Below are 20,069 nucleotides of genomic sequence, written 5' to 3'. Positions count from 1 at the left end.
AAATAAATCGCTATTTATTCTGAGAGGTAAATTGGTTATCGATTCCTTGGAAGATCCAGCTGCGCCAGCCACCCAGCATGGGAAAATAGAGTCCTAGACGGATCTCTCTATGGGGGTGAGCCGCCTGCATGAAAGCGCCATAGCGTTGTAATTGATCCCGATAGCGCGTCTGCTCGTTATCCAAAAAAGCTTCGTCATCCCCTCCCCGATGAACGCTCACCTTATAATCAACGATCCAGCAAACCCCTTCCCCATCGATAAAGGTCCGATCCATGACGATGGCCAGTCGGTTACCCTTGAAAAGCCCGGTTAAAGCCAGTTCCGAGTGGGCTTCGGTATGTTGATCAGAAAGGAGCCACTGCCCTCTGGGGTCGATCAGGGTGGAGCGGAGTGCGGTTTGAACCCGAACACAAGCTTGGTCCAGCCCCTCCCCTTCGGGTAGGCCCTGTCTGATCAAATGCGCAGCGATGGTCGGGGCGCTGGCGGTCACCCGCTGGGGAGACCAACGATCAATCCCGTCACGGGCGATGCGGCACAGATAGCGATGGACCACGACGCCTACCAGACGGATGGTTTCCCCAGCCCATTCGAAGGGAACCGGCTCCCCCTCGATCTGTTCCGGGCTCCCGGGGCGACCCACCGGGGGAGGCCATTTTGGCAGTCGCCAACCAGCGGCCAAGCGGTGCAAGGGGGGTGGGGGCTTGGCTGAAAAGGCAGGGTCTGTGACTTGGTTGGCTGAATCACCCACTTGGCTGGCAGGATCGGTGGTTGGTAGAGCCGGATCGAGGGTGTTTGCACCCTGGGGGATGGCTTCGGGATGGCTGGTAAAATCCCGCTCAACAGCAGGCCACAGCAGGGCAAGCAGGGAGCCGGAGGGGGGATAGGGCAGATCCGAGCCTTTTTTGGGCGGGTTCAAATGGCCCAGCAGATGTAATTTTTTTTTGGCTCGGGTCGCCGCCACATAGAGCAGGCGTCCGGCTTCCAGAAGCCCCTTTTGTCGTTCCACCCCCATCAGATAGTCGTGGATGGGATCCCCCGCTCCCTGATCGCTCCGCTTGATGGGGGCCAGGAGCAGGGACTCTCCCGAGGGCTCCATCCAGGCCAGCAGGCGTCCTTGCTCTCCCCGGGAACGACGACCCAGTCCCGGTAGGATCACCGTGTCAAACTCCAGCCCCTTGGCCTTGTGAATGGTCATCACCTGCACTTGAGGGCCGGCCTCGGGATCAAGACCGGCAAAAAGAGCCTCCACCCGCTCCCCCAATTCCTTGAAATCAGCAATCACCCCCCCCCGCTCCATCTCTTCCAGAAGATCAAAAAAGCGTTCAGCGTCCAAAATTTCTCCGGGGGAATTTAAACAGGCCGGTCCCCCCAGGGCCAGCCAGACCCCTTCCACCCGACGGCGCAAAAAACCGGTCAGGGGGCCTTGGGCGGTGCGGCGGCGCTGGGCTAGAGTTGTGGTGAGGAGAGCGCGCACCGGCTCCAGCCGCTCTCTGCCACTCCTGGAAAGCCTGGAGAGATGAGCTGGATCGTTCAGAAGATCCCAAAGGGTGGCCGTGTGATGCCCCCCTGCCAAAACATCCAGGTCAGCCAGGGTCAGGCCACACCAGGGGGCGCGCAAAATGGCCAGCCAGCTCACCCGATCAGCCGGATGGGTGATGGCTCTGGTCAATGCGAGCAGATCCTGCACGACGGTTTGATCCGCCAGTTTGCGAATTTCCACCGCCTGAAAGGGAATGCCCGCCCGGGTGAGTGCTGGCACAATTTCCACCAGGTGGGATCGGGAGCGGGCGAGGATGGCCACCTGGCCTTTGTTACCCTCCGAAACAGACCCTTCAAACGCTTCCCGAACCAGTGCCACCACCCGCTCCCCTTCCGCCACCCGATCCTCTTCGGCAAAAGGGTGGCAGGTGACCGGGCTGCCTTCAAGTGTAGGCCGGAAGCTGTCGGAACGGGTATGGGAGACGGCGCCGTAGAAGGGATCTTCCTTTTGGGGCAGCACCTGGGCAAAGGCGGCGTTGGCCCAGTGGACCAAGCCTTGTTGAGAGCGAAAATTGACGGTGAGATTCAAGGGGATCAGGGGTAGACCTGCGAGACCATCCCTGCGGGTTTTTAAAAAGATTCCCACATCCGCCTCCCGAAACCGGTAGATGGACTGCATGGGATCTCCTACCAGAAAAAGGGTGCGGCCATCCTCCGGGTTCCAGCCAGCGGTGAGGCGCTCCAAAAGTTGATGGTGAGTGACGGAGGTGTCCTGAAATTCATCCACCAGGATGTGGCCCAGGCGATAGTCGAGACTCAAAGCCAGGTCCGTGGGATTGTCCGGCTCTCCCAGCGCTGCCAACGCCCGCAGGGTGATCTCGGTATGATCCACCTGCCCCCGCTCCATAAACAGCACTTGAAGTTGAGCGGCGGCCATGGGCAGAAGGGTGAGCAGGGCCTGAAGAATGCGCCATTGTTGATCGCTGTAGCGGCTTGGAGGCAGGCTGCGCAAGCCGTGGAGATCCCGGGCCAGGGTGGTATTCCGGGCCAGGGTTTTGAGCAAAGCTGTAACCTGCTTTTTTTTCTCGGTCAGGCTGATTTTTTCGGTCTTGTTTTTAACACCACTGGGGGCAGGGAACCCCACCGCCGCATTGACCTGTTTACGCCACTCTCCCTTTTGGGTCAAAAGCAGCTCGGCCAGCCCCTGCCAGAGGGGAAAGGAGTCGGGGGAGGTGTCCGGAAAATCGAGGGCATCCAACCAGATGTTCAAAGGTGAGATTTTTTCAGCCGCCTGGAGGTTGGCCGCGGCAAAGGTGGCCGCCTGGATCAGCGCTTCTTTGATGGCTGGGGAAATTTGCGCCAAAACCCCGGCCACCTCCCGTTGCTGGACCGCCTGAAGCACCCCTTCCAGAGGCTCCCGCATCTCATCGCCCAAGCTGCCCAGACGCCGCAACCATTGATCCCGGGTGGCGAGCATTTCGGCCAGCAGGCGGGTGGCCCGTGGCAGGTTGTTGTCCAGGTGATCCAGAAGCGTGGCGGCGGCCGCGCCATAGGGGTCGGCCCCCCCCACCAGAGCCAGGCAGTTTTGGGCCGCCTGCTGATAGAAAGGATCCCCTTGATCCACCACCCGGGCCCGTCCCCCCATTCTGGAGAGCAGGGGCATGCGGGCGGTGAGCGAGGCGCAGAGGGAATCGATGGTGAGAATACGCAGTCGGTTGGGGTTGAGAAGAATCTGCCATCCCCCCACTTGATCCCGAGCCAGGGCCTTTTCAGCCAAATGCCGATTCAGGCGCTCGTGGGGATCCTCTGGCAGGGGGGGGGCGGGAGGGGTGTTTCCGGCTATCTCCAAAGATTCCAGAATACGGTTTTTCATCTCCCCCGCCGCCTTGCGGGTGAAGGTGATGGCGATGATCTCTTCGGGCTGATTAACCCGGGAGAGCAGGGTGAGAAACCGCTGGGTCAACAGTCCGGTTTTGCCGGAACCGGCAGGGGCCTGAACAATGAACGAAGCCTCGGGATCCAGGGCAGCTTTTCGGGCTTGGCTATCGGCAAGGGTCGGGGTGTGGTTCATGATATTTCTTCCGGGGAACTGCTGTGATTCCCTGGTTGATCCCCGGCTCTCTCCTCCCCGCCACCCTCCTTGATCCGGGTGACATCCATTTCATTCGAGGGTTTGGCATTCATACCATCTGGAATTTCGGGACTGCTTTCATGTTTTCGGCAAAAAATCGTCAGGTCGCAATAATCACAGGCCCCGGTTTGAGGGGTGCGACTGGCAACGCCATCCCGATACTCTTCGGCAATCCCCGAAAGTGTTTTTTGCCAATAAGGCCCCAACGCCTGCCAATCCAGATCCGGAGGGAGGTGGCGGGTTCCCTCCGGGGTGGTGACCCCTGGGAGCTGGTCGGGCTCCCGGGAAAGTCCCTTGAAAGCGACCTCCCCAGGTAAAAGTTGGGCAAAGGCCACCCCGACGGTTTTTTCGCCCCCAGCCAGATAATAGAGGGGTAGCTGGGGATCCTTGGGGCGCTCCCCAAACCAATCCTTCATCCCCACCTTGCCGGTTTTATAATCCAGAAGAATCTGTCCCCCACCCGGTCCCGTTAACCGATCTTCCCGATCCAGGCGCAGATGGATGGTCAAGCCGCCGATCTCCAGATCCTGTTGCCTCTCCCTGTCAGTCACCTCAAAGGGATCCATCCGCTCAGTCTCCAACATCAGCCAGCGATGCAGCAATCTTTCCAGACGTTTTTGTTCCAACTTCTGAAAGCCCCCCCGCAACCCTTCGGGAAATCGGCTTTTGCCCTTGTTGATGGCCTGGGTGACTCCTTGATGTATCACCTCTTGCATCGCCTCACCGGAAAGGGTGCGAAGCCGGGCCAGGGAGCCGATCTCTCCCCAGAGATGATCCAGTGCCCAATGGGTCAGGTTGCCCCGTTGCAGGGGGGAGAGTCCGGGCTCAGGTGTCTCGACCTCTCGCGCCCCCAGGCGATAACGGGCAAAGGCCTGAAAGGGGCAGAGGGATTGGGCTTTGAGTATTCCGGAGCCTCCAGCGCTGGTCTTTTCCCGCTGTAGAGAAAGGGGCGGAGCTTGGTGATCGGGGAGGGTTTCCATCCGGCCATCGACACCGATCCATTGGGCGGGGGTGGGTGGGGGTGTGGGGAGAAGTATTTCAGGATCCACCGGGGGCAGGGTCATGATCAGTGGGCTGGGACGGCGCTCCAGATCCTCTTCTCCCTCCGGATAGCTGACCACCACCTCTCTGCCCAAAGCCAAAAGGCGTGTGGTCACCTGTTGGGAAAAAACCAGTTCCGCTTCCCGGGAACTCCTGGGCAGACCCTGATCCCGCTGCCAGTTGTGGGGCAAAAAAGGGTTGGGTTCGGGGTTGGGGGGCCAGAGGGCGTCGGAAAAGCCCATGATCCAGAGGGCATCGAATCGTTCCCCACCCGCTTCCAGCACCCCCATGATTTCGATGGGTGCTTCAGGGGTTTCGGTCTGGAAGGTGCTTTCCCGGGCCAGTAGGCGCAGCTGGGTCAAGGCTTCTCCCAGAGTCATGTCGGACACCACCCGTTCCAGAGAGGCAAAGGTGGTGAGGAGTTCCCGCCAGGCTTCCACGCTCTGAAATTCCCTGGAGTCCAAGGCCCGCTCCCCTGGCCAGCCCAGAAGGGTGAGCCATTCGGCAAAACGGGTGGCCCACTCCTGGGGAGGGGCGGTAGCCTTCGGGCTCTCTGCAAACCCTTCCCGGAAGCGGTTCAGACTCTGCACCAATTGGGGAGATGGGGCGCGTTTTTGGCTGGGATTTTCAGGCTTATTTTCCCCGCTCTCCCGGGGCGTCTCAAAATCCCCTCCACCCCCCTCCCCCAATCCAGCTGAAATCAAGCCTTCAATAGAGATGGTGAGGTGACCATGGCGTTGCAGAGCCACATCCATCAAAGCCCGCTCGCTCCACTCACCCATGCCCCCGGCCCAAAAAGGAGAGTGGAGCAGTTCCCGATAACGGGCCAAGGGGAGATACCCTTCCCCCAAGGTGAGCAGATGGAGGGCATCACGGATCAGGGGCTCCTCATCCAGAGGAGTGCCCAGGGAAATATTGAACAGCGGTGTCGCCGGGGGATGGTGAGGCAGCCACCCTTGGGGATCTAAAACCGTGGCAAAAATCCGGGCCACCTCTTGTCGGCGGGCGTCCAGGTCCGGCACGATCACGCCCATTTTTACAGGCATCTGAGAGGATTGGTCCGGGCTGTTGGGGGTCTGTTTGATCAGATAATCCCGAGCCCACCCGGCTGCGGCCAAAATTTCCCCCCGGCGGTCGGGAAATCCCACCCGTACGCCACGAGCCAAGGGATCTGAAAGGGGTGGGAGTCGAGTCACGGTGGTGCCCAGATCACCCAATCTTGTCAAAAAATGATCCTGCTGGGGGGTGATCCGATCAAATCCGGCCAACCACAAGGCGCTGGGCCAGGGAATCTCCCCAAGGCGTTCTTGGAAAAAATCGATCAGTTGGGACTCCACCAGCCACTGGTTGTCCTGGCAGTGCTGGCTAAACAGCTCCTGCCAGTGACGAAAGGCCCGGACATCCTCGTTTTCCTCCACTGGTTGCCAGCTCATCTCCAACCCCCAGGAGTTCAGGAGTCTGGATGCTTCCATGGCCTGATCAGCGGCATCAGCCACCTGCATCAACCCCGCCCCTTCCGGTGAGCTTTGGATGATCTCCTGCCAGAGCGTGCGTTCTTGCCAGGGGGTGAGGAGCAGGGGGGGGACACTCTCTTCCTGAAGATCCAGCCACTCCCCCCAAAGGCGTTGCAGCCAGGCAGATAGAGGCAAAATTTCCGGGGTGGACCACACCTGCCTGCCCTTGTGAATCTGCTCTTGGTCGTAGGCCTTGGCCAGGGTACGGGCCAGGCGTCGATTGACTGTGAGGCAGAGATCTCCTCGATTAAGAGCAGCCATGAAAGTGTCGAAGGGAAACGCACCTACCCCGGGTTGGTTCTGATCTGGGTGGGAATCGATGGCTGAGAGAGAGTTCATAACCAACTATTTTTCCACAACCAGCCCCCTGCCACCATGTTTTGCGATGGGGATGACCAGCGACAACGCTGATTGAATCATGGGAATGGTGATTGAATGCCCACCCTCCCCTGGGATTGTTTTTTTGGATGATTGAACAGGATTTGGTATCATGAGCTGTAAAAGTGCCTGAGGCCACCGTTGGATAGCGACCCAAAAAAAACCAAGGAGAGCATCATGCCGAAAACCAAGCTTCCACAACCCGGCAGCGATAAAAACGACTCCCCCAAGCCCAGCCAGCGTTCTCCCCTGGAAAAACCCCAGCCCACCCTCTTTGCCAGGCTCTTGACCGGCAAACCCCTGGAAGATCAGATCATTGATCCAGCCAATCCCAATCTGATCAACAAACAGGATCGGGAATAGAATCCATGAAACTGCTCCTGGCCCATCATGGCGAGGCGGTACCCAAGGAGGTTGATCGGGATCGCCCCCTGACCCCTCGGGGAATTTCAGAAATCGAGAGGAGCGGGGCGTTTCTGGCCCATGGCGGGGTAAGAGTGGCGCGGATTTGCCATAGCGGCAAGACCCGAGCCCGGCAAACCGCCGATATTCTGGCCCGCTACCTGAGCGATCATCAAAACCTTGAAATCATCCCCCATATTCGCCCCAAGGATTCGGCTGATTATTTGTTGTATGCGTGTACCTCTTGGGAAAAAGATACCCTGATAGCGGGCCACGGCCCCCACATCACCCGATTTGTTTCCCTCGTGCTGGCAGGGGCACAAGCGCCAGCCCAAATTTTGTCCCAACCGGGTACCATTCTCTGTCTGGAACGAACAGAGGCGCATCCTTTTCGCCTCCTCTGGATGCTCCCACCCATGCTTTTGACTTCACCATAAAGATAAATTTCAAGCAATTTCAGCAGGTTGAATTGTCACATTCGCACCAAGCGGGGAAGGTTTATCTCTCCAGCCCGGGTGGTGTTCCAGAAATTCCGGGTTGCTGCCAACCTCTTGATTCAGCCCTGAACGACCTGTTGCGGACACTTCTTTTCCATTGACCCCACCTCTTTGCCTCCTCTGTGCCACAAAGCTGACAGCCCCCTTTTCACCCTTGGATTTGGCATTTCATCTTTGCGTACCCAGAGCGATGGGGCAAAAATTGCCTGGTTAAAAAATCCATCTCAAATCAAGCGATTGCCCATCCCTTTTCACGTCCATTCCCATGTCGATTTTACCTGCCAAAATTTATTCAATCCCCTCATTTTTAACCCCTGCCCCACCCCACAGGCCAGTCAAACCACTGTCGATGGCTGAGAACGAAAAACAATGAAAATCTTATGTAACATGATGAAATTTGGCGTAAAATTCTCTTGGCAAAGCTCTTGCTAGTATACCTGTACCCTTACGAGGGAGGTGTGTTTACAAAGGAGCTCAAAGAAGCTCAAAACAAACAAAATATGGAGAAACAACGTTGACCATCGAATCGTCCTTCCTTCTCGTCGGTCCTGCCATCCTCTGCATCATTGCTATTTTGAGATTTATGGATTGGGAGGAAAATGATACCTATCCCAGGCTCTCCGGGGGGATCTGAAGGCAAAAGTGTCCCACTTAAAGTGGGAGAAAAAAGATTGTCAGGCGCTTCAAGGCTCCAGGACACTCTTTTTGGAACCACAATAAGTTCCAATTTATCAAAATGTTGCACCATAAGCATACAAACAGGTACGATTATTGCAAAAGCTCCAGCACAACAGCTCTCAACCGGATGATCGTCTGGACAAGGGCAAACGGGTCAAATCATTTAAACACCAGACTCAACTCCAAGGAGCATCGGCAATGACGCACCCTTCTGACAGCAACCTGGGAATCGGTATGATCGGCGACGAAATCGAAATTGAAGAGGTTCTGAGGGTGATTGAGGATGGTCCGGACCACCCCGGCTATGATGATGCCTGGGAATTTTTGGCCAAGAGCCGCAACCCGGTGGTCCGTAAAGCCATGCGCATGGCTCTGGAAGAGATTTATGGCTCCCCGCCCCCTCCTACCGGTTACGACGATGAGGGGGAACCCTACTGGCGGACAGCCGTCATGGCCGAGCATCTCGGTGTGGATGAGGAAGAGCTGACGGACAATGCCATGGAGTTGCGGGAAAAATGGGGCGATGCCTCCGGGGTGATGGAAACCAAAAAATTAAACCGGGTGCATTGATTTTCGATCACGCGATCACGATCTGAACGAATGACCGGGTGGGTTCGACTCCCCTTTCGTGTAATGAGCGAATAATTACCGGGATTTTCGTGCCAGGACGGCAGGATGCAAGCCAAGGTTGGTTTAGCCAAATAAGCCAAAGTATTCGGTTTTCCCATGGGTGGTCACGGAACGGGAAAGTTGGCGGAATCGTTTTTTTTATGGATCATTGAAACTTTTTGGGCAACTCGTTATCGTAAATGGGGTAACGACATTTCGGCAACTGGATGAGGAGCCTCTCGGAGGAGTTCTCCGGGTGCCGCCACCATCAGACAAGGAGACTAAAGAATGTTTGACTGAATCATGAGATAAATCAAAGAAAAAGAAGTGATAAGAGGCCCCCGGACAGGGCCTTTTTTTTTGCCTTTTTTCAGGAAATATGTGTCAAAAATATTTTCAGAAAAAAGGGGGTGGTGGTTCATTTATCGTGGTGTATGGACCGAGGGGATGCTGGAAAAACAGATTGGCCCTTACCGCCGGGGCAGGTAGACCGGCAGGTGAACCAAGCCAGGGCGGGTTTATCCAAAGCCGGGAAAGTGAGTGGGTGGTGGGTGAATTTCGTCTGAAATCATCACCCATTGGTGCTCATCCTGAGGCAGAGCGGCTGCTCCACCCCAGGAGAACAAGCCACTATCCACCAATGGCGGAATAACCTCGCCACTGATTGCACATTTCCGGCTGATAGCGGGATTCCAGCGAGCGATAATAGTTGCGACACTGTTGGGCATTGGCCCCGGATTTGGGACAAAGATCACGCCCTCTGGAGATCATGCGCCGGGCGCGATCCAGACGATCCAGGCAGTGGCGATACCACTGGCAGGAGAGGTAACGATCCATGGCAAAGCCGGGTTGGCTGGGGGGAGTACCACAGGAGACCTTTTTGGCGGTGCTCTTTTTGCTTTTGGCTGGAGATTTGACTGCGGGAGTGTAGGCAAGCCCGCTCCCTTTGGCAGCCGGAGTGCTTTTTTGGGCTTGGGACGACTGCGTAACGACAGGGGTAATGGGCAGGCTCAATTCATTCGGCAACTCGGTGGATGGCGTTGTCGTCGCCTGGTTTTCAGCGGCAGCCTGTGCCGTCCATGCCGGGTCCACACCCATACCCGCCACCCCAACGGTCTCAGCAGGTTCAGCTGGTGAAGGGGGTGCGACGGGCGCTTCAACCGGCGTTTCTACCGGGGCTTCGACAGCAGCTACGGGGGGTGGGGTGTGTTTCGCTGGCGGCGGCTCCGAGGTGGGTGGCTCCGGAGGGGTTATCAGGGTTTCCGGTTCCACCGACAAAGAAGGGATATACCGGGTCAGGTTATCCATGTTGATGGGAATTTCCGTTTGGGCCACGAAAATTATCAGCAGGTAAGCAAAACCGATTCCTACGGAGATGCCCAAAACGTAGGGGCCGATGTTTCTGAACAGCCACTTGATGAATCTTACAATCATATCTTCCTCCCAAACGGAATAAGGCATCTCCAACCTGGCCTGTTGGATCTCATTTCCAGGACGCGGTACCGAATTGCTCCCATGGGGGGGGGAAACGCCCACCCTGGGATTTAAGTCTATCCGGCTTATTATGCCCACGTAACGGCAAAAGCTGTACGACTTTCAACAATTTTTCAAGGTCTGGAAGTCACCTGCGGTGGGGTTTTGTGCATTTTTTTTAAAAAATCCTTTTTACTCAACCTGCAAAGCGGCCCATAATTCCTGTCCATGACGGCATTGGATTCGCTATTCTCTGTCGGGTTGTGGTCCCGGGTGGGCATGAAACGGGGTGGATGGTATCTTCGTTGGGCTTGGCTCAACATCAATTTGGAATGGTTATGGATCTGGAAAGGCATATCACCGAGTTGGTAGAACTAAGCCGTGATCGTCTCGGAGAAGAGGCGGCCCGGAAAGTGGATTATTGCGCTCGTCTGGCAGTGGAACTCCATGACGGTCAGGTGCGCAAACTGGATGGTGCACCCTATGTGACCCACTGTCTGGAAGTAAGCCACAACTGCCTGACCTGGGGTTTGATCGACCTGCCTGCGGTGTGTGCAGCCCTGCTTCACGACGCCATCGAAGATGCCCCCGAAGAGCGTCAAGCTGAGGAGCGGATCAGAGAATTTAGCGAAGAGGTTCTGGGTATCGTTCAGGCGCTTTCCAAAATTCGCAGCCTCAAAACAGGGGCTGGAGACCTGCCCGCCACCTATCGCCGTATTCTCGGAGCCGCTGCCAAGGATCTGAGGGTTTTGATCGTCAAAATTTTCGATGTTTTACACAACACCGAAACCCTCCATGTTCACGGACCAGCCAAAGCCAAAACCAAAGCCAGCCTCGGTTTGATCTATGTGGGGGTGGCCAGACGTCTGGGAATGATGGCCCTGGCCGATGCCCTGATCGCCCGGATCTTAAATCACCTGATGCCGGTGCAGAGCAAACGGGCGGAAAGCACCCTGCTCAGTCTGCAAAAACGCTCAGCCCCCAGCATGGATCGCCTGACAGGCCACCTGGAAAAACTCCTGGATGATAATCTGGCGGAAGATTATCTCCTGGAGCCCAAAAAGATCGCTGATTTTTTTTATCTCACCGAAAATCCGGGTACCGGTCGCCTGCGGCGGATTGGCTGGCCGGTCTATCGTCTGAAGTTGCTGGTGGCTGACGATGATGCCGCCTGGCGGGTGTTGGGCAAAATGCACAGCCTTTTCGGCCCCCTGCCCCGCCACGTTCGGGATTATCTCAACGCGCCCCGCATCAACGGTTTCAGAGCCCTCTCCAGCCGGGTCTTTTGGGAAGGGCAGCCTTTGAGCATCCATGTGATTCGCACCCGGGATGAAGAGGCCAACCGCATGGGTATTCTCGCCCAATGGGGGGTAAGTGGACCCGATCCGCAAAAATATATGCGGCTATTGGCTACCCTCGGCGACAGTGATTTGCGGATGTCGGAGGTGCACGCCCACGTTTTGCCCGACCTCCTCGATGTTTATACCCCTCAGGGAGATCGCCTCACCTTTCCTGTGGGTTCGGTGGTGGTGGATTTTGCCTATCTGGTCCACACCGAGCTTGGGGAACGCTGTACGGGGGGGCGGATCAACGGCATTCAACGCCCACCGGAGCACACCCTCAACGATGGGGATGTGGTGCAGGTGGTGACTGCCAAGGATGCCCGCCCCCAGCGCGCTTGGCTGGATGTGGTCAAAACCGCCCGGGCGCGTACCCTGGTCAAGCAAGCCTTGAAACGCCAGGATATTCCCGTCAGAGGGGTACGGCGAAATCTAAACGGCCATTTTACCCTCACCTCCCTCACCGGGCCGGACATTTTTTGGTCCGCCTGCTGCTTGGCCGCACCGGAAGATCCCATCCGGGGGCGCCTCTCCGGTGATGGTCGTTGGATTGTCCATCACGCCGATTGCGACAATGCCCAGAGCGGTGTTTGGGAATCAGGTTCCTGGTCGATCCAAAGCCGGGGGGAAAATCTCCACGTCACTTTTTCCATCAACCATCAAACCGGTGCCTTGCTACCGGTGTTGGAGCTGTTGGCCAATCTGGGCATCAACGGCCACTCCATCCAGGGCCAGGGACGTTCTGCCGAGTGTTATGCCATCAGCATGGAGTTGGGGGGAAAAGAGCCCTCAGTCTTAAGCCATATGCTGAAAAAATTGGCTGACCTGGATTCAGTCCGGGAAATTCAGACCTACTGCTGGAAAGCTTGACGCCATTCGAGCCCTCTCCTCCTTCATGCGCGGCTGACTTCCCCCTCTCACTCCTGGCCAGGGGTTGGAGAGAATAACGAGTCCAGAGCGCAAAATGTGTTGCCAAACATGAAAATCGCCACTTGGAACGTCAATTCCCTCAGAGTCCGTCAAGAGCAGGTACAGACCTGGTTGCAGGAATATCCCGTGGATCTGCTCTGCCTCCAGGAAACCAAGCTTACCGATGACCTGTTTCCGGAGGCCGCCTTTGCTGATATGGGCTATCAGGCCTGGTTTTCAGGACAAAAAACCTACAATGGGGTGGCGGTATTGAGCCGGCTTGAGGCAAGCCAGGTGTTGAAGGAGCTGCCAGGGGTGGATCCTGCTCAAAAACGCTTTTTGGCAGTGACTGTGGGGAATACACGTGTGATCAACGTCTATGTCCCCAACGGAGCCAGTGTCGGGTCAGATAAGTATGGGTTCAAATTGGAATGGCTCAAGGCCTTGGAGAGTTACGTTGCCCAAGAACTGAAAACCGGCCAGCCGCTGATTGTCACAGGGGATTTCAACATTGCCCCGGACGACCGGGATGTCCATGATCCGGCTTTCTGGGCTGGGGGAATTTTGGTCTCTCCCCCGGAACGCGAGGGATATCAGAGGCTGATCGGCCTGCCACTGGTGGATTGTTTCCGGGAAAAGGAGGCCCGGGGAGGCCATTTTTCCTGGTGGGACTATCGGGCCGGTTCATTCCCCCGCAACCGTGGGGTGCGCATCGACCACATATTGGCGTCCCAGGGGCTCGCTTTGACGTTATCCCGTTGCGTCATCGATGCCACGCCCCGGGGGTGGCCCCGGCCATCGGACCACGCCCCGGTAATCGCTGAATTCGATACCGGAGCTTAAAGCGCCTCCAAAGCTACTATCTTCAGCCTTTTGACCTGATTCACCCAATGGGTTCAGGCTGGTGCCCCCCATACCCTGTTCAAGCTATACCATGTTGCAATTGTTGTACGCGTAGGGGTTGATCTCATCTCCCCCTTCACTCCACAAACCGCACTTCTCGCAGTTGTGGCAGAGACTTCCACGCCAACCCCTAAGGCAGACAGAGGGGTGATGGGACTCTCCATCCGGGCAAGTTTGCTCCTTGCGTCCCCAATCCGCTATTTTGCCAATTGTTGAAATAAGATCTTCCACTTGAGATGAAATGTGCATCTTCAATCTCCTCTTTTTGTTCCCTTCGTTAGCCCAAGCCGTCAAAATTTGGTTGAGGCAGGTGGGAAAAACTGTACTTGGGGGCACTGATTTTACAAGTTTCATACCAAGACTGTAAGCAGACACGCCGATCAAGGTGTTTTTTAGACGGGAATACCTCGATTGAATTGCCTCAACTCTTTTTGTTTAAACGATTTTTCAGTTTTTTGATCTTTTTTTTAAAAAACCGCCAAACAACAGGACAAGCTTCTCTGAAAGTGGCTTTGACAGGTGTGCTAACCTGCCACACCCTTGTCAATCCAGTGACTCTGTCAAGCCACCAGCCCCCACGTCAGATGGACAGCCAGGAGAGCGTCGAGTTCCCGACAGGGGGGGATCCCCCCATCCATCGTGGCCATGCTTTGATGATTGGGTGGATGGTTTGGCTGAAAAGTTTTCACCAGAGAAAAAAAAGAGTGGCGATCGCTTTTGGGTCTACCCTGTTCCCAAAGGGGCGGGGCGCTCATGCTTGCTACAGGGAACCGAAATGCCCTATGGATATTGGAATCAGTGGGGGAGTTGCTGGCGGGTCAAAAACTGAATGGCGTTGGGCAGGTGGATCAGGCCAGTGACACAGGCAGTCATCAGAGTGACGGCAATGGTGTTGGTCAAAATGGCTCGGGTGGCGTCCCTGAACCGGGTGGTATATGGTCTTGATGAGGTTTTACTGAGGGGCCGCATGGCCTGATCTCCTACTGATTCGATGGGTTGATTGGGGTCTATCTGATGCTGCATGAAATTATCTTATTAACGATTAGTCATGGTAATGGTCTATCAAGTTCCATACCAATTTTACAGCCTTGTTTTTAAGTGGTTTTTTATTACCCTGACTCTGTTTAGGGCAAAAAGGTTGCTTAAATTCCAGGCAACCTGCCTGATTATTAGGCAAAATCCAAACATTTTCCTTTATTCACCGAGAGTTGGGAGATAAGCCGCCATGATGGTGATGGGCCCGGACGACACACAACGCAAGCTGCTGGCTGCTTGGCGGAAAATGGGGCCGGAAGATCGACATGCCCTGCTTAAATTTGCCGAGTTTTTGGCAAGTCACAGCACGGCAAGTCCCTCCCCACCCCCCACCGAACCTCTGGATATTCCCAAGCCCGAAGGGGAGTCTGCGGTCAAGGCGCTCAAAAGGCTCAAAAAGAGCTACCCCATGATTGAAAACGACCTGCGCCTTCTGGAGGAAGCCTCCACCATCTTGATGCGTAAGGTGACCGGTAGCAGTGATCAAGAGGTGGTGGCAGATCTGGAACACTTTTTTGCGAAGCGCTATCAGCAGTGGCAAGAGGCGCGACAAGGGGCAACGGGAAAGGAATAAATTCGCATGGTTTCAGGGCCTGTTAACAAAGGTGTCAGGCAAGGCTTGAGGAACGCCATTTGGTGACTCCAAAAGGGCGGGAGGCCATTTGTTCCTGAAAATGACCTCCTGCACGACTTTGGATCAGGCCCTGGCCTATTTAAACTGTCCGGGCACCAGCTTCCCCTCCTCCATGTGGGGAGGGATGTAGGTCTCGGGGGGGGCTTGTTTGTTGGTCCGCAATACATGTTCCAGGCCCATCAAACCAAACAGCACCATCACCAAAATCAACAGCAGGCGCGCCTGTCGGGATTCGATCCAGGGAGGGGGCTGCTCTATATCGTTGGCGGCTTCACCGGTGGCGGTACCCTCTTCCGGGGTGTGGGCTGTTTTCCAAAACTGTTTGAGAAGCCAGAAAACAGCACCCAGTATCAACAAACCAAGGGCCAGTAGGAGTATAAGTCTCATGGCTTGAAAAATCCGTTGGCAATCAGATGCATACGATTGTTATCCTTTTTTCGTCCAGCTGATTTGGTTCAGTTTCAGCGGTGCTGCCCAAGATTGAGCCCTTTGCACTTCGATCCAACTCTGTCGGCACAGGGGCCGTTTGGAATTTTATGATGATGCCGATTTTATCCCGGATTTTAAACGTAGAATCAACTGTTCTATAATGGCTGCGGTAGCGCCCCAGATGAGATCCTCGCCATACTGGTAACGGCGGTGATCGCCTTGGACCAAAGGTTCAGCTGCCAGAAAAAAATCAAGAGGCACTGACAGTACCCCCGCCACCTCCTCCGGTGCAGGAGCGAGCTGAAAGGGAAAAGACAAAACACCGACGACCGGGACAATCAAAAAACCGGTGGTCGAAGTAGCCTGATGAGAGAGAAAACCCAATACCCGGATATTTTCCGGATCAAGCCCGATCTCCTCCCGGGTCTCTCGCAGAGCCGTGGCCCGATCATCCTGGTCCGTATCATCCCGTCGCCCTCCCGGAAAGGCAATCTGACTCTTGTGGGTGGCTACTTGACCAGAGCGTCGAATCAAAAGCAGTCGCCAAGCGCCCTTTTCCTGATAGAGAGGTACCAAAACAGCGGCGGGATCAAGACGATCCCATTCATCGCTTGAAGTGCCACTCCCCCCACCGCTAATATTCCGGTCGAGGCAGCGGGTGATGAGATCGGCTGTGAGGATATCGTTCACTTTTAACCCATCTATTGATTCATGGAGAAGGCCTGTGCATGGTCTCCACCCGATTGTCATTCGACTTGGCCCAGGGGAGCACACCATTTGCCACTGTGGGGAGAGTCTTGAGAGCCCCTTGTGTGACCAATCTGGCCAGGGGCGCTGCCGGGATGCCCAAAAGCTTCATCTTGAAAAAACCCGGACGGTGGCCATTTGCACCTGTGGGCGAAGCGCCAAACAGCCTGTCTGTGATGGTCGGCACGGGTATGAAGAGTAGGAAAAGAATTTTTCAGCATCTATATAAAGAAAGGAGTGGTGCAACGACACAGCGTCTGGAACGCATTCTTTCTGCAACCAACAAACTTTAAGAGCCCGTCAGCCCTTGAGGACACCTCCCCTGATCTCTTGCGGTATGGTGAGCCGCCTAACTCTAACGTCCGAAAGTGGTGTTTTTCCCCGTCAGCGACTGGTGCGCAGGGTACCCGTGCCCGCATCCCCAAACCCTTCGACATGACCCAGATTGGAAACCAGACGAATGGTTCGAGCCTGCTTCCGGTTGGCAAGCAGGGGGACGGTTTCGGAACGTTCGGAGTTGGAGACCCGCCGAATGACGTTTTTGGTGTCCGTAGGTAGAGGGGGCTCGACGGTTGCGGTTTTTTCTGGACGGGTTGGCTCCTCGGTGATCGTCGTCACTTCCAGCCCAGTGGGAGCTGGAGGGAGCGGTGGGAGGGCCGTTATTTTGACTGACTGCCGGTTTTCTTCCGGGGATGATATGGCGTTGGTTTGACGTGTGTGAGTGGCTGCCTGGCTCTGGCTGGCTCTGGCAAGGGGCACAGCGTCTTTTTTGACCGTGTGGCTGACAGAAGGTGTTATTGAGATCGTACCAGATCGGTCGCTGTTGGGTCGAATGGTAGCCTGGGCCGTGGCTTGCTGGCCCAGCTGAGGGTTGGTGGGGGCGCTCAGTACCACTTTTTCTCTGGCGAGGGGGGGGGTGGCTGTTTTTTGCTTTACGGTGATGGTCTGAACCTTGGCAGGACTTTCCGGTGAAGCGCTTGCCGGTACACGATCAGTCAACACCAGGGTACCGTCATCCCTTTGGAAGCGGTAGATGGTCCGCAGGAGTTCCTTGTCTTGTGGGGGACGCCGCTTGGGTTTGGCGGTGAGAGCTCCGGTTTTGCGGGTTTCCAGCTTTTGGTAGTGGCGGAGTACCCGAAAGACATAATCCTTGGTCTCCGCAAAAGGGGGAACACCCTGATAGCGAATGACGTTGCCGGGGCCTGCATTGTAGGCGGCCAGGGCCAAGCTTAAATCATCGAAGCGTTCCAGCAGATGACGGATATAGCGCGCTCCGCCCCGGAGGTTTTCTTCCGGATTGAAACGATTAACCACCCCCATGGCCCGGGCTGTGGCCGGCATGAGTTGCAGGAGTCCCGCAGCGCCTTTGGTGGAGACCGATTGGGCATTGAAGCCTGACTCCGTAGCGACCATGGCGTGGAGCAGTTCCGAATCCACCCCTTCCTGCCGGGCTACCCGTTCGATCAGGTAGCTGAGACCTGGTGAGGAGGCCTCTGCCAGGGAGAGGGGCAGGAGCCATCCGGCCATCAGCATGGGAATGGCCAGGAGAGAGAAGAGCTGTTTTTTTCGGTGAGAGTCAGACAAGCAGAATTCCCCCCATTTGCCGGCCACAGGGACTTTTTCGCCGTACCGTCGCACGCCGATGGCTGAAAAAGTCTGTTTCCAGTTTAAAAGTGCATTGATTGTCATGGTGAATTCCGTCAGGACTGAGCCCGTTGCGGACCAACCGATCTTGGATATAACCCGGCAAGTCGAACGTGATCTTACCTATTTTACTGCCATCTGAAAAGCTGGTTCTGGTAATGGGCCTAAAAAATGCTTCGTTGGCCATTCCTCCTTCCAGAGTCGAAGAGTGGATAAAATGTTCCCGAAATTCAGCACCTACCGTGTATGACTCAGCCGAAATGCAGGGACCGATCAGGGCGGAGAGGCCTGCTTTTTTTGCTCCGAGGTTTTCCATAGCCTGGATGCAGCTTTCCAGAATGCCTCCAAACGCCCCTCGCCAACCAGCATGGGCTGCGCCGATGACCCGGGCTTTGGGGTCACAAAAAAGGACCGGTGCGCAATCGGCGGTAAAGACTCCAATGACCACTCCCGGCTGATCGGTCACCAGGGCATCCCCATCAACTTCGGTATGATCTTCGCTACCGACAATCAGGGTTTTGGTGCCATGGATTTGGTTGACCAGACAGAGAGTCTTGAGAGGGCGATTGAGGGTGGCCATGAGCCGGGTGCGATTTTCAAGGATATGGGCCGGTTGGTCTGGCACATGGGAAGCCAGATTGAGACTGCCGAAAGCCCCCTGGCTCACGCCCCCATGACGGGTGGTAAAAAAAGGCTGTGTCCCAGCAAAACCCGGTATTTCCCGGTTGGGTAAAAGTGTAAGTTTCACTTTGAAAATCCTGACTGGTTAAGTCATAATGGCGCGTTTTTTCCAATCCTTGCGATTTCCTTGCTCCGGCTCAACCTCGAACCGGGGCCATAAAGATCCGCAATCAAAGCCCGAAAGGAGACGCTGTGCCCTATTACGAGTCCATCTACATCCTAAGACCCGACCTGACCACCGAACAGGTGGAACGGATCAACACCCGGGTAACCGCCATCATCGAAAAATACGACGGAAAAATCCTCAAGACCGAACTCTGGGGACGTCGGCAATTGGCTTATCCTATCAAGAAGAATGCCAAGGGCTATTATGTCTTCCACATGGTGGAAGGGAGAGGCCCCCTGATGCGTGAGCTGGAAGAGCGCCTGCGCATTGATGAGGATGTCCTGAAATATCAAAACATCCGGATCCAAAAGCTCTCCATGGATTCAAGTCCCCTGGCCCCTGCAGAAGAGCGTCGGGAAGTGCCCGCTGCGGATGCGGCCCCGGATGTTGATGGTGCTGCCCCGGCTGCCAGTGTCCCGGTTGCTGATGCTGCTACACCTGCCAGCGACACGCCCCCAGCAGAGGAGGCTGCGCCTGCTGAGGTGTAAAAAATGTCGGAGCTCCCGGTCAAACCCGACACACTGACGGTCAAACCTGATACGCCGGTCCACTCGGAAGCCTTGGAACCACTTAACCAGGCTTCCCTGGAAGGGGTGTTATGCAAAGCCGTTAAAATTCGGGTCACGCCTGCGGGCAGACCGGTGGCGCGGTTCGAGCTGGAACACATCGCTCGCACCCAACACGCCGCCACCGGGGAACGGATGGCCTTACGCATGACCGTTGTCGCCATCGGCTCCCTGGCAGAAGCGTGCCGACGTCTCACTGCCGGAACCCGGCTTCTGGTTCATGGACAACTCAACCAGAAACGTTGGATTCGGGAAGGCCAGGTTCGTTGGGGGCGTGCTGAATTGGTGGCCCTGGAAATTCTTCCCCAGCCACAGGATGGGGAAGAGAGCGAATCCGGTCCGAGCCTGATCGAAGAACTTCTGAATCAATCCGCATCAGGCCAACCAAACTGACTCAAATCAAACTTTGAAGGAATCATAATATGTCGGATGATCAACTAAGCAGTGGTGACGGCAGTCCCGCCGGAGGTGGAGATTCCCGTTCCCGTGGTGGACTTGGTGGCGGTGGTGGCCCTCGGGGCGACAAAAAAGGTGGCGTGGGTTTCCGTCGTCCCTTCTATCGGCGGCGCAAGGTGTGTCTCTTTTGTGCCGACAAAACCGTGGTGATGGATTACAAAGACCCCAAACTGCTCATGCGCTTCATCACCGAGCGGGGCAAAATGGTCCCAAGCCGCATCACCGGCGTCTGTGCCCCCCATCAACGCCGCTTGAGCATCGCCATTAAACGGGCCCGCAATATCGCATTATTGCCGTTTTTGGTCTCGTGATTCGTCCTTCATCCCATGTTCGTTTACCACCGGAAAGCTGTGGTTG

At 56.0% G+C, this 20,069-nt stretch carries 18 protein-coding genes; 10 read left to right on the top strand and 8 right to left on the bottom strand.

The features are described 5' to 3' along the window. Nucleotides 1-10: 10 nt before the first annotated feature. A complete protein-coding gene (locus HQL52_02225; protein ID MBF0368248.1) occupies nt 11-3,550 on the bottom strand; it encodes a UvrD-helicase domain-containing protein in 3,540 nt (1,179 codons plus the stop codon). Further along, nucleotides 3,547-6,504, bottom strand: coding sequence for a PD-(D/E)XK nuclease family protein (locus HQL52_02220; protein MBF0368247.1), 2,958 nt, complete (start codon nt 6,502-6,504; stop codon nt 3,547-3,549). The genes HQL52_02225 and HQL52_02220 overlap by 4 nt, the downstream gene beginning before the upstream one ends. Before the next feature lie 216 nt (nt 6,505-6,720). On the opposite strand from HQL52_02220, the gene HQL52_02215 reads away from it, so the two are divergent. The 3 genes from HQL52_02215 (at nt 6,721) to HQL52_02205 (ending at nt 8,690) form a co-directional block, all read left to right on the top strand. Further along, nucleotides 6,721-6,906 (top strand): hypothetical protein, encoded by a 186-nt coding sequence (locus tag HQL52_02215; GenBank protein ID MBF0368246.1) that lies wholly within the window; start codon nt 6,721-6,723, stop codon nt 6,904-6,906. Nucleotides 6,907-6,911: 5 nt separating this feature from the next. Next, nucleotides 6,912-7,382, top strand: a complete 471-nt coding sequence (sixA, locus tag HQL52_02210) for a phosphohistidine phosphatase SixA (GenBank protein MBF0368245.1) — start codon at nt 6,912-6,914, stop codon at nt 7,380-7,382. Nucleotides 7,383-8,318: 936 nt separating this feature from the next. Beyond that, entirely contained in the window at nt 8,319-8,690 is a 372-nt protein-coding gene (locus HQL52_02205; protein ID MBF0368244.1) for a hypothetical protein, read from the top strand. 669 nt (nt 8,691-9,359) lie between these two features. Here HQL52_02205 and HQL52_02200 read toward each other — a convergent pair. Then, nucleotides 9,360-10,163, bottom strand: a complete 804-nt coding sequence (locus HQL52_02200) for a hypothetical protein (protein ID MBF0368243.1) — start codon at nt 10,161-10,163, stop codon at nt 9,360-9,362. A 377-nt stretch (nt 10,164-10,540) separates the two neighbouring features. Between HQL52_02200 and HQL52_02195 the strand changes: the two genes are divergently transcribed. After that, nucleotides 10,541-12,412 carry a bifunctional (p)ppGpp synthetase/guanosine-3',5'-bis(diphosphate) 3'-pyrophosphohydrolase gene (locus HQL52_02195; protein MBF0368242.1) on the top strand — a complete coding sequence of 624 codons (1,872 nt, stop codon included), beginning with the start codon at nt 10,541-10,543 and terminating at the stop codon, nt 12,410-12,412. Nucleotides 12,413-12,520: 108 nt separating this feature from the next. Beyond that, nucleotides 12,521-13,294 carry an exodeoxyribonuclease III gene (gene xth, locus HQL52_02190; GenBank protein ID MBF0368241.1) on the top strand — a complete coding sequence of 258 codons (774 nt, stop codon included), beginning with the start codon at nt 12,521-12,523 and terminating at the stop codon, nt 13,292-13,294. A gap of 855 nt (nt 13,295-14,149) precedes the next feature. On the opposite strand, the gene HQL52_02185 is transcribed toward xth, so the two are convergent. Then, nucleotides 14,150-14,323 carry a hypothetical protein gene (locus HQL52_02185; protein ID MBF0368240.1) on the bottom strand — a complete coding sequence of 58 codons (174 nt, stop codon included), beginning with the start codon at nt 14,321-14,323 and terminating at the stop codon, nt 14,150-14,152. A gap of 256 nt (nt 14,324-14,579) precedes the next feature. Between HQL52_02185 and HQL52_02180 the strand changes: the two genes are divergently transcribed. Beyond that, nucleotides 14,580-14,963, top strand: a complete 384-nt coding sequence (locus HQL52_02180) for a hypothetical protein (protein MBF0368239.1) — start codon at nt 14,580-14,582, stop codon at nt 14,961-14,963. A 135-nt stretch (nt 14,964-15,098) separates the two neighbouring features. On the opposite strand, the gene HQL52_02175 is transcribed toward HQL52_02180, so the two are convergent. Together HQL52_02175 and HQL52_02170 are read right to left on the bottom strand one after the other, a co-directional pair. Continuing rightward, a complete protein-coding gene (locus HQL52_02175; protein ID MBF0368238.1) occupies nt 15,099-15,410 on the bottom strand; it encodes a hypothetical protein in 312 nt (103 codons plus the stop codon). A gap of 147 nt (nt 15,411-15,557) precedes the next feature. Continuing rightward, nucleotides 15,558-16,202, bottom strand: a complete 645-nt coding sequence (locus HQL52_02170; protein MBF0368237.1) for a CoA pyrophosphatase — start codon at nt 16,200-16,202, stop codon at nt 15,558-15,560. Between the two features lie 58 nt (nt 16,203-16,260). Here HQL52_02170 and HQL52_02165 point away from each other — a divergent pair, with 58 nt between their 5' ends. Next, complete coding sequence (locus HQL52_02165) at nt 16,261-16,401, top strand: CDGSH iron-sulfur domain-containing protein (GenBank protein MBF0368236.1); 141 nt, start codon at nt 16,261-16,263, stop codon at nt 16,399-16,401. 182 nt (nt 16,402-16,583) lie between these two features. Here the strand turns inward: HQL52_02165 and HQL52_02160 are convergent, their stop codons facing one another. Both HQL52_02160 and pgeF read right to left on the bottom strand, forming a co-directional pair. Then, complete coding sequence (locus HQL52_02160; GenBank protein ID MBF0368235.1) at nt 16,584-17,888, bottom strand: lytic transglycosylase domain-containing protein; 1,305 nt, start codon at nt 17,886-17,888, stop codon at nt 16,584-16,586. Then, nucleotides 17,776-18,561, bottom strand: a complete 786-nt coding sequence (gene pgeF, locus HQL52_02155; protein ID MBF0368234.1) for a peptidoglycan editing factor PgeF — start codon at nt 18,559-18,561, stop codon at nt 17,776-17,778. Before pgeF ends, HQL52_02160 begins: the two co-directional genes overlap by 113 nt. 155 nt (nt 18,562-18,716) lie before the next feature. On the opposite strand from pgeF, the gene rpsF reads away from it, so the two are divergent. The 3 genes from rpsF to HQL52_02140 are packed head-to-tail and all read left to right on the top strand — an operon-like array spanning nt 18,717 to nt 20,023. Further along, nucleotides 18,717-19,178 carry a 30S ribosomal protein S6 gene (gene rpsF, locus HQL52_02150; protein MBF0368233.1) on the top strand — a complete coding sequence of 154 codons (462 nt, stop codon included), beginning with the start codon at nt 18,717-18,719 and terminating at the stop codon, nt 19,176-19,178. 3 nt (nt 19,179-19,181) lie between these two features. Then, nucleotides 19,182-19,649 (top strand): single-stranded DNA-binding protein, encoded by a 468-nt coding sequence (locus HQL52_02145; GenBank protein ID MBF0368232.1) that lies wholly within the window; start codon nt 19,182-19,184, stop codon nt 19,647-19,649. A gap of 29 nt (nt 19,650-19,678) precedes the next feature. Next, nucleotides 19,679-20,023, top strand: coding sequence for a 30S ribosomal protein S18 (locus tag HQL52_02140; GenBank protein MBF0368231.1), 345 nt, complete (start codon nt 19,679-19,681; stop codon nt 20,021-20,023). The last annotated feature ends 46 nt before the right edge of the window (nt 20,024-20,069 follow it).

The organism is Magnetococcales bacterium (assembly GCA_015232395.1).
Lineage (GTDB): Bacteria > Pseudomonadota > Magnetococcia > Magnetococcales > JADFZT01 > JADFZT01.
The sequence above is the reverse complement of the archived record's forward strand: the minus strand, read 5'-3'. Positions and strand labels throughout refer to the sequence as shown.

Bases quoted from the DNA above. Each gene is read 5' to 3' on its own strand.
- HQL52_02225 (MBF0368248.1), bottom strand. From the start codon at position 3,550: ATGAACCACACCCCGACCCTTGCCGATAGCCAAGCCCGAAAAGCTGCC.
- HQL52_02220 (MBF0368247.1), bottom strand. From the start codon at position 6,504: ATGAACTCTCTCTCAGCCATCGATTCCCACCCAGATCAGAACCAACCC.
- HQL52_02215 (MBF0368246.1), top strand. From the start codon at position 6,721: ATGCCGAAAACCAAGCTTCCACAACCCGGCAGCGATAAAAACGACTCC.
- sixA (MBF0368245.1), top strand. From the start codon at position 6,912: ATGAAACTGCTCCTGGCCCATCATGGCGAGGCGGTACCCAAGGAGGTT.
- HQL52_02205 (MBF0368244.1), top strand. From the start codon at position 8,319: ATGACGCACCCTTCTGACAGCAACCTGGGAATCGGTATGATCGGCGAC.
- HQL52_02200 (MBF0368243.1), bottom strand. From the start codon at position 10,163: ATGATTGTAAGATTCATCAAGTGGCTGTTCAGAAACATCGGCCCCTAC.
- HQL52_02195 (MBF0368242.1), top strand. From the start codon at position 10,541: ATGGATCTGGAAAGGCATATCACCGAGTTGGTAGAACTAAGCCGTGAT.
- xth (MBF0368241.1), top strand. From the start codon at position 12,521: ATGAAAATCGCCACTTGGAACGTCAATTCCCTCAGAGTCCGTCAAGAG.
- HQL52_02185 (MBF0368240.1), bottom strand. From the start codon at position 14,323: ATGCGGCCCCTCAGTAAAACCTCATCAAGACCATATACCACCCGGTTC.
- HQL52_02180 (MBF0368239.1), top strand. From the start codon at position 14,580: ATGATGGTGATGGGCCCGGACGACACACAACGCAAGCTGCTGGCTGCT.
- HQL52_02175 (MBF0368238.1), bottom strand. From the start codon at position 15,410: ATGAGACTTATACTCCTACTGGCCCTTGGTTTGTTGATACTGGGTGCT.
- HQL52_02170 (MBF0368237.1), bottom strand. From the start codon at position 16,202: ATGACAATCGGGTGGAGACCATGCACAGGCCTTCTCCATGAATCAATA.
- HQL52_02160 (MBF0368235.1), bottom strand. From the start codon at position 17,888: ATGACAATCAATGCACTTTTAAACTGGAAACAGACTTTTTCAGCCATC.
- HQL52_02145 (MBF0368232.1), top strand. From the start codon at position 19,182: ATGTCGGAGCTCCCGGTCAAACCCGACACACTGACGGTCAAACCTGAT.
- HQL52_02140 (MBF0368231.1), top strand. From the start codon at position 19,679: ATGTCGGATGATCAACTAAGCAGTGGTGACGGCAGTCCCGCCGGAGGT.